10 protein-coding genes are annotated in these 12,420 nt (G+C 46.8%); 9 read left to right on the forward strand and 1 reads right to left on the reverse strand.

Going from position 1 to position 12,420, the window contains the following annotated elements; all coding sequences use genetic code 11:
* Window positions 1-12 precede the first annotated feature (12 nt).
* On the reverse strand, window positions 13-1,356 hold the full coding sequence (locus tag R7041_RS20500; protein WP_005377815.1) for a glutamine synthetase family protein: 1,344 nt from the start codon (window positions 1,354-1,356) through the stop codon (window positions 13-15).
* Between the two features lie 340 nt (window positions 1,357-1,696).
* Between R7041_RS20500 and R7041_RS20505 the strand changes: the two genes are divergently transcribed.
* The 9 genes from R7041_RS20505 to R7041_RS20545 all read left to right on the forward strand — a co-directional run.
* The gene (locus R7041_RS20505) at window positions 1,697-2,443 is read left to right on the forward strand and encodes a gamma-glutamyl-gamma-aminobutyrate hydrolase family protein (protein WP_064368210.1); all 747 of its coding nucleotides are present in this window, start codon (window positions 1,697-1,699) and stop codon (window positions 2,441-2,443) included.
* Between the two features lie 18 nt (window positions 2,444-2,461).
* Window positions 2,462-3,019 carry an HTH-type transcriptional regulator PuuR gene (puuR, locus tag R7041_RS20510; RefSeq protein ID WP_005377813.1) on the forward strand — a complete coding sequence of 186 codons (558 nt, stop codon included), beginning with the start codon at window positions 2,462-2,464 and terminating at the stop codon, window positions 3,017-3,019.
* 35 nt (window positions 3,020-3,054) lie between these two features.
* A complete protein-coding gene (locus R7041_RS20515) occupies window positions 3,055-4,539 on the forward strand; it encodes an aldehyde dehydrogenase (RefSeq protein ID WP_086046701.1) in 1,485 nt (494 codons plus the stop codon).
* Window positions 4,540-4,576: 37 nt separating this feature from the next.
* Window positions 4,577-5,854 (forward strand): NAD(P)/FAD-dependent oxidoreductase, encoded by a 1,278-nt coding sequence (locus tag R7041_RS20520; RefSeq protein ID WP_005377810.1) that lies wholly within the window; start codon window positions 4,577-4,579, stop codon window positions 5,852-5,854.
* A gap of 17 nt (window positions 5,855-5,871) precedes the next feature.
* The gene (gene aguB, locus R7041_RS20525; protein WP_033905196.1) at window positions 5,872-6,738 is read left to right on the forward strand and encodes an N-carbamoylputrescine amidase; all 867 of its coding nucleotides are present in this window, start codon (window positions 5,872-5,874) and stop codon (window positions 6,736-6,738) included.
* A 12-nt stretch (window positions 6,739-6,750) separates the two neighbouring features.
* A complete protein-coding gene (aguA, locus tag R7041_RS20530) occupies window positions 6,751-7,833 on the forward strand; it encodes an agmatine deiminase (RefSeq protein ID WP_017633979.1) in 1,083 nt (360 codons plus the stop codon).
* A 54-nt stretch (window positions 7,834-7,887) separates the two neighbouring features.
* Window positions 7,888-9,315 carry an NAD-dependent succinate-semialdehyde dehydrogenase gene (locus tag R7041_RS20535; RefSeq protein ID WP_064368216.1) on the forward strand — a complete coding sequence of 476 codons (1,428 nt, stop codon included), beginning with the start codon at window positions 7,888-7,890 and terminating at the stop codon, window positions 9,313-9,315.
* Window positions 9,316-9,329: 14 nt separating this feature from the next.
* Window positions 9,330-10,601 carry a 4-aminobutyrate--2-oxoglutarate transaminase gene (gene gabT, locus R7041_RS20540; protein ID WP_258478818.1) on the forward strand — a complete coding sequence of 424 codons (1,272 nt, stop codon included), beginning with the start codon at window positions 9,330-9,332 and terminating at the stop codon, window positions 10,599-10,601.
* Window positions 10,602-10,946: 345 nt separating this feature from the next.
* Window positions 10,947-12,420, forward strand: a 1,474-nt coding sequence (locus R7041_RS20545; RefSeq protein WP_318128702.1) for an EAL domain-containing protein, incomplete at its 3' end; no start/stop codon positions are given.

The raw sequence follows: 12,420 nt of genomic DNA on the forward strand, positions 1-12,420 counted from the left end.
CATTTCCTTTGTTTATGCCGAGTGCAACATCCAGTCGATTTCCAATGGAGTAATCGCTCGCTCAAATTCTGCGAGTTCACTCTGTTTGCAAGCTAGATACAAATCGATAAAGTCTCTTGAGATGTATTGAGCTAGCTCACTGTGCTCCAGTCGCTCTAGAGCTTCTGACATACGCAGAGGTAACTCAATTGCATCATCACTGAGAGTCGGTGGACATTGATCTTTGGTGTAGCTTTCACTCGCTAATACTGCGGAAAGTACTACTGCAGCGAGAATGTATGGGTTAACGTCAGCGCCTGCTATACGATGCTCTATACGGCGATTTTTGCTATCGCTGATAGGCACACGCAACGCAACACCGCGGTGGTTTTCTCCCCAATCGGCTTTGGTTGGGACGTAAGCGCCAGGAACAAAGCGACGGTAAGAGTTAACGTTAGGACAGATTAGGGCCATGGCATCGGATGTTTGTGACAGCATCGCTGCCATGGTTTGATAGAAGAAGGCGCTCGCTTGACCGTCTGATTGGCTAAAGTGGTTGTTACCATCTGTATCAACCAAGCTGAGATGAATGTGCATGCCATTACCCGCTTGCTCACTAAAAGGTTTCGCCATAAATGTGGCGTCAAATCCGTGCTGATGAGCGACCTGGCGAATCAAGCGTTTTGCGATGATGATTTCATCACATGCTCGAAGTACATCTTTAGAATGGTTGAAGTTGATTTCGAACTGCCCTGGTGCCGATTCAGATAGGGCTCCGGAAGTGTTTAAACCTTGTTCTAATGCAATTCGATTAAGGTCGGCCAAGAAATCAGCGTAGTCATCTAGTCCATCAAGGTCGTAAACCTCGGTATCTTTTTCTCGAGTTTTTTTCGTGGGGTTAATTGCCGTTAATGGTTCGCCATTTTCGCCGCGGGTTTTGTCTATTAAATAGAACTCCAGCTCGAGCGCGACACAAGGATATTGGTCTTTAGCATGCAGTGTTTGCAATATAGAAGCGAGAATGTTTCGGATGAACAGTGGGTTAGGGTGCTGCCCGGTTTCATCCATCATACTAAGCAGTAGCTGACCAACTTGTTCTTTTGCCGTCGGCATTAAGGTGCCGCTGATTGGATAGCAGAGATTATCTGGCTCTCCGAGATCTTCTCCCAACCCGGCCGTTTCAACGACGTTACCTTTGGTATCTAGGGTGATGGTCGAAAGGGGGAGGGCAACACCTTTATTCAGTTTTTCTAGAGCATCTATCGGGATGCGTTTTCCTCTTGGGGTGGCATTTATATCGGTAAAGATGAGATCGATAAATTCAATATCGGGCCATTTTTGTTTAAAATTTTGTACTTCCTGTAGATACGATTCCATTTTCTTCTCCAAATAGCCTGACGAGTAGAAATTAGAAATAACCAAATTAACAAATAAATTACAGCACTCTGAACGAGTTGTTTGTTTTTCAGGTTATTTTTAATTTAAACATGCACTTACACTGTGTTTTTGATGTTTAACGGCTGGTTTTTATGTCTTTCTGTTAACTATTTTGTAACAGTTGGTTTTGTTTTGTTCAATATAATGAGCATAAATATTCAGTTTTGAAGCCTAAAAAGTGCGTCGGATCACGTTGTGACGATAATAATGGTCATCTGTGTTGATAATTTTGTACATGGTTTGTAGGGTTTGTGTTAAATAAATTGAACACGGACATATCATGGCAGATACACACAAACCCATCATTGGTGTGGTTAGCTGCGCTAAAGAGTTGGGTGGCTATCAGATACAAGCGGTCAACGATTTTTACTTACGCGCCGTTAAGGATTTTGGAGGGCTACCGATTATGTTAGCTCCAGAAATGTCGGGAGATGACGTAGCCACCATATTAGACATGTGTGATGGCTTCCTATTTCCTGGTAGTCATTCGAATGTTGCTCCGCATCGATACAGTGCAACACATGAAGAAAGCCATAAAGATGAAGCACGTGATGAACTATCACTGACGTTAATTCGTCACGCGGTAGACCAAAACATTCCGTGCCTTGGTATCTGTCGCGGTTTCCAAGAGATGAATGTTGCACTAGGCGGCTCATTAAACCCAGCTGTTCATGACTCCGGCTTCAATGACCATCGTGAAGCGCCTGTTGAAGATTTCGAACAAAAATACGCGCCAGCACACGCTGTGCTAGTTCAAAAGCAGAGCTTATTTGAACAATGGCTGGTGCAAAATCATTGGGAAAACACCACCTTCTTTGAAGTGAACACACTACACAACCAAGGCGTCGATCAGCTTGCTCCTCTATTACAAGTAGAAGCTAAAGCCCCGGATGGCTTGGTAGAAGCATTTAGTCTCCCTAATCAAAAATTTTTCGTTGGCGTGCAGTGGCACCCAGAATGGGAAGCAAAAACCAATCATTTCTCTCAAATTTTGTTCAATGAATTTATGATGGCTACCTCTCGTTAAACGTTTGGAGCTGTATGAATGGACAATCAAGAGATTGGTAAAAATATTGTTCAGTTACGAAAAAAACATGGATTGTCACAAAGGGAACTAGCCGAGCGCGCTGGTATTACCCACAGTGCAATCTCATCCATTGAAAATGGCAAAGTGAGCCCGTCGGTCAGCTCACTACAAAAAATCGTTAATGTATTTTCTTTATCGTTATCAGAGTTTTTCACTTTTGAACAACCTTCGAACGATGAAGTGAAAGTAGTCATCAAGCCGTCAGATCTTGTGGAAATCGGGAGCGAGACGGTGTCCATGAAACTGGTAACGAATGGCGACAAAGATCAAGTCATCGGATTCTTGATCGAGGAATACGCACCTTATGGAACCACTGGTGCGGCAGAAATCAAACACGAAGGCGAAGAGATTGGCACCGTATTAGAGGGTGAAATCACTCTGGAATATAAAGGGCAATCTCATGTCATAACAGCGGGCGAGTCGTACATTATTGATACGACGAAGCCCCATCGATTTACAAATCACACAGACAAGGCTTGTCGAATGATAAGTGCGCATACGCCAACCACATTTTAGTGGGGGCTTGCCTTGTGTGATCACAAGGAGAGCGTATGAAAACCCAAGAGCAATGGATTGAACTAAAAAACAATCTAAACATCGAAAACAGGGCGTACATTAACGGTGAATACAGTGCCGCTTTAACAGGGCAAACCATCCCGGTAGTTAACCCAGCAACAGATGAGATATTCACCGAAATCGCCCGTTGCCAAAATGAAGATGTTGATCTCGCGGTTTCATACGCTCGCCAAGCATTTCAATCCGGTCAGTGGAGCGAGAGCAGCCCAGCTCATCGCAAAGCAGTGCTTAAACAGTTTGCTGACTTGATTGATCAAAACCAAGAAGAATTGGCTCTGCTAGAAACGCTTGATACCGGTAAGCCTATCTCTCACAGCTTCTCTACCGATATTCCTGGCGCGGCGAGTGCATTACGCTGGTACGCAGAAGCAATCGACAAAGTATACGGCGAAGTTGCCCCAACCGAAAAAGATGTACACGCTTTTATTTCTCATCAACCAATTGGTGTGGTTGCTGCGGTTGTACCGTGGAACTTCCCCCTTTGGCTTGCGTGCTGGAAGCTTGGTCCTGCTTTAGCCGCTGGTAACAGCGTGATTCTAAAACCGTCAGAAAAATCTTCTCTCACCGCGATATTTCTAGGTCAACTTGCTTCTCAAGCGGGCTTACCAACAGGCGTTTTCCAAGTCATTACGGGTTTTGGTCATGAAGCTGGCGACGCGCTGGCGAAACACCAAGACGTAGACTGCATCGCCTTCACAGGCTCGACGCGCATTGCAGGTCAACTGATGGTCAGATCGGGTGAGAGCAACCTAAAGCGCGTGTTTGCAGAAGCGGGCGGCAAGAACGCGAACATCGTGTTTGAAGATTGTGATGATTTAGACCGCGTAGCAGCAGAAACCGCCGCAGGGTGTTTCTACAACCAAGGTGAGGTGTGCGTCGCGGCAACCCGCCTGCTTGTTCACGAAAGCATCAAAGAGCAGTTTATAGAAAAAGTTATTCAAGCGTCGAAAGCGTTCACGCCAAAAGACCCAATGGACCCAAGTTCATCAATGGGTGCGCTCATCGACCAAGATCATAAATCAAAAGTATTGGAATACATCTCGTTGGGTGAATCAGAAGGTGCAAACGTACGTTGTGGCGGCGATGTCGATGGGCAGGGCGCATTTGTTTCCCCAACCATTTTAGACAACGTCGACAACAAGATGCGTGTCGCCCAAGAGGAAATTTTTGGTCCGGTGCTGTGTGTCATTCCATTCAAAGACGAAGCGCAAGCAATTGAGATCGCTAACGATTCGAAGTACGGCTTAGGTGCTGCACTTTGGAGTAGCAATATCAACCGCGTTCATCGCGTAGCAAAACGACTGCAAGCCGGCTCGGTTTGGGTCAACAACTATAACGAAGGTGACATGACGGTTCCATTTGGTGGATTCAAAATGAGCGGAAACGGTCGAGACAAGTCTCTCCACGCGATTGAAAAATTCACCGAAACCAAAACCACTTGGATTCGCCTCCATCCTTAAGCCTGCTGACGATTACGATAAATAAAGGAATAGTTCTATGAACAAGCATACGGATTCGTTCTACGCGCACTCTGTGCCAAACATGCCGGAATACCCACAGTTGCAAAACGACATCGAGTGCGATGTGTGTGTAGTCGGTGCGGGATTTTCTGGTCTTTCTTCTGCACTACACCTTGCAGAAAAAGGTTTTAAAGTCGTTGTGCTAGAAAGCGCAAAAGTGGGCTTTGGAGCAACTGGTCGTAACGGTGGCCAAATCGTTAACAGCTACAGCCGAGATGTTGACGTGATTGAAAGCCGTTACGACCAAAACCAAGCCAAAGCTCTGTGCGATATGATTTTTGAAGGCGGCGATATCATCCGTGGCCTGATCGACAAATACGACATCAACTGTGATTACAAGCAAGGCGGCTTGTTCACGGCACTGAACAGTAAACAACTCAAAGGGCTAGAAGAACATAAGAAGAACTGGGAGCGTTACGGCAACGACCAACTGACTCTGCTTGACGCAGGAGAGGTAGAACAAGCGGTAGGCACTAAAGTATACACTGGCGGCTTACTGGATATGCGCGGTGGTCACATTCACCCGCTTAAACTGGCATTGGGTGAAGCTGCTGCGTTTACGTCTCTAGGTGGTCAAATCTTTGAGCAGTCGGCGGTCGTGTCGATTGATAAAGGTATTAACCCAGTAGTGAAAACGGCGAAAGGCAGCGTGAAGAGCAAGTACGTGGTACTGGCAGGTAACGCCTACCTTGGTGGTTTGGCACCAAACATCAGCAACAAAGCGATTCCGTGTGGCACACAAGTGGTGGCGACTCAGCCTTTGAGTGATGAGCAGTTAAAACAAGTGCTGACCAGTGACTACTGCGTTGAAGACTGTAACTACTTGCTTGACTACTTTCGCTTAACCGCCGACAAGCGTTTGTTGTTCGGAGGTGGTGTGGTTTACGGAGCACGTGACCCAGAAAACATCGAAGCACTGATCCGTCCGAAGATGGAAAAAGTCTTCCCACAATTGAAAGGCATCAAGATTGATTACACCTGGACAGGTAACTTCTTGCTGACTTACTCACGCATGCCGCAATTTGGCTCGTTTGCAGACAACATTTACTACCTACAAGGCTACAGCGGTCACGGTGTAACGTGTACTCACCTAGCAGGTAAGTTGCTGGCAGAAGCATTGACCGGACACGCAGAACGCTTTGACGCGTTTGCTGCACTGAAACATTACTCCTTCCCGGGGGGCCGCCACTTCCAAATTCCGTTTACGGCAATGGGCGCGGCTTACTATAACCTACGTGACAAACTGGCGATTTAAGAGATAAGGAATATCAAATGAGCAAAGTAGTGAAATTTGCAGCCCTTCAACTGACGAAAAGCTGGGATCTGGAAGATAACTTAGCCAAAGCAAAAAAGGCGATTCGTGAAGCAGCACAAAACGGTGCGAACGTGATTCTTCCGCAAGAGCTGTTCGCTGCGCCTTACTTCTGCAAAAAACAAGAAGCAAAGTATTTCGAGCTTGCGGAAGAAACGGAGAATTGCCGTCTCATTAAAGAGATGAGCGCTCTGGCGAAAGAACTCGGCGTGGTTATTCCTGTTAGCTACTTTGAAAAAGCGGGCAACACGTTTTTTAACTCGCTAGTAATGATAGATGCCGATGGCACGGTACTAGATAACTACCGCAAGTCACACATTCCTGACGGCCCGGGCTACAGCGAGAAGTACTACTTTAGCCCTGGCGATACCGGTTTCAAAGTGTGGCAAACCAAGTTCGGTAAGTTCGGTGCTGGCATTTGCTGGGACCAATGGTTTCCAGAGCTTGCACGCAGTTTGGCTCTACACGGGGCTGAAGCGATTTTCTACCCAACTGCAATCGGTTCTGAGCCTCAAGATCCGACACTGGATTCACGTGACCACTGGCAACGTACAATGCAAGGTCACTCGGCAGCAAACCTCGTTCCAGTCATCGCGTCAAACCGAGTAGGTACTGAGGTCGATGACGGTATCGAGACCACGTTCTACGGCTCTTCTTTTATCACTGACCACACTGGTGCAAAAATTGCCGAAGCACCACGTGAAGGTGAAACCATCATTTACGCAGAAATCGATCTCGCTGCGATAGCGAAAGCGCGTCATGCGTGGGGCTTGTTCCGCGACCGTCGTCCAGACCTTTACACCAGCGTTGGCAAACTAGCCGTTTAAAGAGGCGTTAAAATGAAGTTATCGACAACACCAGCGCAGGATGGCTTCTATTTTCCGGCTGAGTTTCAGCCGGTTAGTGAAGTTTGGCTAGCGTGGCCAGAAAGGAAAGACAATTGGCGTGATGACGCATTACCCGCGCAAGAAACCTTCGCCAGAATCGCGAACTTAATCGCGGAAGTGACCAAGGTGTGCGTGGCGGTATGCTCGCACAACTTTGACCGAGCGCGTCAAATGCTCCATTCAGACGTACGTTTGGTGGAAATCCCATTTAACGATGCGTGGATGCGCGATATTGGACCGACCGTGCTCGTGAATCAGGCGGGCGAGCGCCGTGGGATTAGTTGGCAATTTAACGCGTGGGGCGGCGAATACAACGGGCTTTACGATAACTGGCAACAAGACGATCTTGTGGCTGGTTCGGTGTGCGACATCATCGGTATTGATCATTACCGCGCACCGTTTGTACTTGAAGGTGGGGCGATTCACACCGATGGTGAAGGCACCCTTTACACCACAGAAGAGTGCTTACTTAGTCCGGGGCGAAATCCACAGTTGAGCAAAGCGCAAATTGAAGAGCAGTTAAAGGCGTATCTCGGTATCGAAAAAGTCATTTGGTTGCCAAATGGTTTATTCAATGACGAAACAGACGGCCATGTTGACAACCTGATGCACGTTATCGCTCCGGGTAAGGTGGTACTGAGTTGGACCGATGACCCAAGTGATCCGCAATACGCGTTATCTCGTCAAGCGGAACAAGTACTGAAATCTCAGCACGATGCGAAAGGGCGCAATATTGAAATTGTCCGTTTGCCATTACCGGGTCCGTTGCATTACAGCGAGCGCGAAGCCAATGGCATTGACGCCAGTTCGGGAATGAGTCGACAAGCTGGCGAACGCCTAAGTGCCTCTTATGCGAACTTTCTTATCGTCAACGAGCATGTGTTCTTGCCGATGCTGGACGAAGAGACCGACGCTATGGCGATCGATATTTTGCAAAACGCGATGCCGGAATACCAAATCATCGCGATACCGTCGAGAGAGGTTCTACTCGGCGGAGGGAACATTCACTGTATTACGCAGCAGATCCCTGCTTAAACATAAACTCGCCGCTGGCTTAGCGGCGATGATGAGTTGTCAAAAGGAATGACCATGCAACAGATACAAAACCAAAGCCTTGTTTCGTTTATGGTAGCGAATCCACAACAGGGCATTGCAGTGACTAATCCGGCGACCGGAGAACTCCTCGGGTACGCACCAGTTTCAACCGAAAACGACATTTTAAATGGCATTGAACGTGCCAGTGTGGCGCAGAAAGAGTGGGCGGCACTGCCAGCAAAAATGCGTGCTGGCATGCTCAATCGTTGGTTCCAACTCCTGTTAGAAAACAAAGCCGACCTTGGCCGTTTGATGACGTTAGAGCAAGGTAAGCCGCTAGCGGAAGCTCAAGGTGAAGTGCTTTACGGCGCGAGCTTTATCGAATGGTTTGCTGAAGAAGCGAAGCGTACCTACGGTGAGACGATTCCTGCGCCAAGTGCGGACAAGCGTTTGGTGACCATCAAACAGCCAATTGGTGTCGCCTGTGCGATTACACCTTGGAACTTCCCAATTGCGATGATCACGCGCAAAGCAGGGCCAGCTTTAGCAGCAGGCTGTAGCTTTGTGGTAAAACCATCTGAATCTACGCCGCTGTCTGCGTTTGCGGTTGCAGAGCTTGCCTATCAAGCGGGTATCCCACGCGATGTGCTGCAAGTGGTATTGGGGGAAAACTCCCGTCAGGTCGGTGCTATCTTCACTTCACACCCGTTGATTCGTAAGTTGTCTTTCACTGGCTCTACTCAAGTCGGTAGCGTGCTGATGCAGCAAAGCGCGGCTGACATCAAACGTACCTCAATGGAGCTCGGTGGCAACGCGCCATTTATCGTATTCGATGATGCGGATATTGATGCAGCTGTGGCAGGCGCGATGGCGTCGAAATTCCGTAACGCAGGTCAAACGTGTGTTTGTGCGAACCGTTTCTATGTACACAGCAAAGTGTATGACGAATTCGTTGCTAAGTTTGACGCTGCGGTTCAGCAGCTCAAAGTTGGTAACGGATTGGAAGAGGGGGTCAACATTGGTCCAGTTATCAGCGAGTCAGCGAAGCAAGGCATTCAGACGCTTATTGATGGTGCTATCGAGCAAGGCGCGAAGCCGGTTTCAGAACTTAAAAAGCTCGATGGTCTATTTATGCAGCCAGTGGTTCTCAAAGACGTTACTCACGACATGAAGATTGTCTCCGAGGAAATCTTTGGCCCTGTCGCGCCAGTGATTCGTTTTGACAGTGACGCACAGCTGATCGAAATGGCGAACGACACCATTTACGGTCTTGCGTCGTACTTCTACAGCCAAAACATCCACCGTGTTTGGAAAATCGCAGAAGCGCTCGAATACGGCATGGTTGGCATTAACGAAGGCATGATTTCTACTGAAGTCGCTCCTTTCGGCGGTGTTAAGCAGTCTGGCATCGGACGCGAAGGAGCAAAACAAGGTATCGATGAATATATGGACGTGAAATATCTCTGCTTTGGCGGCAACTAATTAAGGACAAAACAATGACAAACCAACAACTGCACGAAAGAAGAAGCCAAGTTATCGCTCAAGGCATGGGCGCACTGTACCCACTTTACGTAGAGAAAGCAGAAAACGCTTACGTATGGGATATCGAAGGCAACAAATACATCGACTTTGCAGCGGGTATCGCGGTAACTAACACCGGGCATTCTCACAAGCGCATTAGCGAAGCGGTAAAAGCTCAGCTGGACAATTTCTCACACACGTGTGCGATGGTTACGCCATACGCGTCATTCGTAGAGCTGGCTGAAAAGCTGACAGAACTTGTACCAGGTGAGACTAAGAAGAAAGCGATCTTTCTAACCACTGGCGCCGAGGCGGTCGAAAATGCCGTAAAAGTGGCACGCGCTCATACAGGCCGTAGCGGCGTGATAGCGTTTAAAGGAGGCTTTCACGGTCGCACAAACATGACGATGGGGTTAACTGGTAAAGTTGCGCCGTACAAAGCGGGCTTTGGTCCTTTCCCGAACGAAATCTACCACGCGCCTTACCCAAATGCGTTTCACGGCATCAGCGTTGAGCAAAGCTTACAAGCGATCGACGATCTATTTGCTTGTGATATTGAACCATCGCGTGTTGCGGCGATCATCTTCGAGCCAGTACAAGGTGAGGGCGGCTTCTACAAAGCACCTGAAGCGTTTGCACAAGGCTTGCGTCAGCTGTGTGACAAGCACGGTATCATGCTGATTGCCGATGAAATCCAAACGGGTTTTGCTCGTACCGGTAAAATGTTTGCAACAGAGTACCTAGGCATTGAACCAGACCTAATGACAATGGCGAAAGGCATTGCTGGTGGTTTCCCAATCTCAGCGGTAGTTGGGAAAGCGGATGTGATGGACTCTGCACTACCCGGTGGTTTAGGTGGCACTTATGCGGGCTCGCCACTTGGTTGTGTTGCTGGTCTTGAAGTGCTGAAAATCATCGAAGAAGAAAACTTGTGCACTAAAGCGATGGGCATTGGTGAAGTGGTCAATGCACGAATGACTAAGCTGCAACAGTCAGTACCTGCTATCGGTGAAATCCGCACTACAGGTGCGATGATGGCGATTGAATTTACTGATCCTGAAACGGGTGAGCCGCTACGAGAGATGACCAAAGCGGTGATTTCTAAAGCGCAAGAAAATGGTCTGATTTTGCTTTCTTGTGGGGTAAAAGCGAACGTGATTCGCTTGTTGCCGCCGCTAACCATTGAGCCTGAAGTGCTTAGTGAAGGTTTAGATAAGTTGGAAAAAGTGATTCTTGAAGTGGCGTAATTCACGCGCTTTTAAATAGCAATAACAAATCAAGGAAGCGGTTGGTATCAATCGTTTCCTTTTTGTTTTTTAGCGTATCTGCTGCCTATCTAAAAAGTATTGCTCAAGCTCCAAGTCGTCACTTTTATTACGGATGACTTAACAATTGGGCTCGTTCTTACTTTCCACTTAGTCGCTACTTTGTTCTCCTCGAATGTGGTTTGGTGCTCACATTCTAAATCCCGACATCTGAAAGCCACTTGAGTCTATAATTTTATTGAGCGTCATTCCTCACTTTTTGGACTATAAAAATGAGATAGTATTCATATCCCACTTAGGTTGCTTGACAGATTAGCAGGACGAACTTTGATAACAAAGAATACAAGGTATGCCATTTTACTCGGCTTAGTTCCCATCGCCATATTTGTAGTGGCCTTTCATTCGATAACCAACTTTTACGTCAACTCGGTAAAAGCGTCGAAAATAGATGCTTACGTAGATTATTTAAATCAAAGGTCTGCCTATTTGGACGGAGCAATAGTGAAGCAGATTGCTCAGTTAGATTTTACTTGTAGTGATAGTGATGTAAGAACTTTACGTGACCCACGTTTTTATAACCGTTACATTCGTTTTATTGCGATGACCACAGAAGGCGGAAAAACGTGTTCCACGGTTGGTAGTGAAGTGTCTCGCCCATCTAGTAGTGAACGATTTCAGATGGATGAAAACTTTTTCGCATCACTTATTTTGCCGCAACAGAATGACCAAATAGAGTGGATGGTCATTTATGATAATGAACACGTTGAAGTCTTCTGGGTACTTGATAACAGTTGGGTTAACGAGGTAATAAAAACGCCTTGCAAAGACTGCCTATTTGTAGAGTTTAAGTATGATGAACCAATATTTGGTGATTTAACGATAAGCCGTGGCAAAGCGAATATTGCAGGAGAAGAAAACGCACTGTCAAAAGAGTTTTTCTTTTCAGGAGAGTCTCAAGCCAACATGCTCATCAAGATATACAGCGGTGAAAAACTTAAAAATTATGCTCAGGAAAGAGTACTTTTGTGGGGCGGTCTTGTAAGTGTGCTTGCTGGTCTTGTGACTGCCTTTGCATACATATCTGGTAAAAGCTTGAGAAAATCCATTACAGGTCTAATTGAAAATGGGATTAGTAATACAGAATTTATTCCTTACTACCAGGCGATTGTCGATAGTCGCGATGGTAAGACAGTAGGATATGAAGCTCTGATTCGATGGTCGCGACGTGATGGAATGGTGCCACCAAATATGTTTATTGGTGCTGCAGAAGAAAGTGGCCTGATTATCCCGATGACCAATCAGCTTATTCGTAAAATCATACAAGACTTAAGTGACTTGCCCGAGCATACGTGGGTCAGCATCAATATTGTTTCCTCCCATTTAGAGTCAGGCGTATTAACGAAGTTGCTGTCGGAGTTAAATTGGCCAATCTCGAATAGAATTCATTTTGAGTTGACCGAGAGAATACCAGTAAAAGACACTGAGGCCGCGAAAAAAGAGATTTTGTATTTAACGAATAAAGGCTACAAGTTCAAAATTGACGATTTTGGTACCGGATATGGTGGCTTTTCTTACCTACAAGATTTGGGCATCCGGTGTGTAAAAGTGGATAAGATGTTCATTGATCCAATAGGATCTGACGATCAAAAGTTGAAAGTGCTGGACTCAATTGTGTCTGCAGCGAACAAAGCGGAATGTGAGATGATTGCAGAAGGTGTAGAGAGCCAGGCTCAAGTCGAATATCTGGCTCAGCATGCGATTTACCTTATTCAAGGTTATGTTTACGCTAAACCAGAGCCCC

This window comes from Vibrio sp. 1751 (genome assembly GCF_033339895.1).
GTDB lineage: Bacteria > Pseudomonadota > Gammaproteobacteria > Enterobacterales > Vibrionaceae > Vibrio > Vibrio alginolyticus.

Bases quoted from the DNA above. Each gene is read 5' to 3' on its own strand.
- R7041_RS20500 (WP_005377815.1), bottom strand. From the start codon at position 1,356: ATGGAATCGTATCTACAGGAAGTACAAAATTTTAAACAAAAATGGCCC.
- R7041_RS20520 (WP_005377810.1), top strand. From the start codon at position 4,577: ATGAACAAGCATACGGATTCGTTCTACGCGCACTCTGTGCCAAACATG.
- aguA (WP_017633979.1), top strand. From the start codon at position 6,751: ATGAAGTTATCGACAACACCAGCGCAGGATGGCTTCTATTTTCCGGCT.
- R7041_RS20535 (WP_064368216.1), top strand. From the start codon at position 7,888: ATGCAACAGATACAAAACCAAAGCCTTGTTTCGTTTATGGTAGCGAAT.
- puuR (WP_005377813.1), top strand. From the start codon at position 2,462: ATGGACAATCAAGAGATTGGTAAAAATATTGTTCAGTTACGAAAAAAA.
- aguB (WP_033905196.1), top strand. From the start codon at position 5,872: ATGAGCAAAGTAGTGAAATTTGCAGCCCTTCAACTGACGAAAAGCTGG.
- R7041_RS20505 (WP_064368210.1), top strand. From the start codon at position 1,697: ATGGCAGATACACACAAACCCATCATTGGTGTGGTTAGCTGCGCTAAA.
- gabT (WP_258478818.1), top strand. From the start codon at position 9,330: ATGACAAACCAACAACTGCACGAAAGAAGAAGCCAAGTTATCGCTCAA.
- R7041_RS20515 (WP_086046701.1), top strand. From the start codon at position 3,055: ATGAAAACCCAAGAGCAATGGATTGAACTAAAAAACAATCTAAACATC.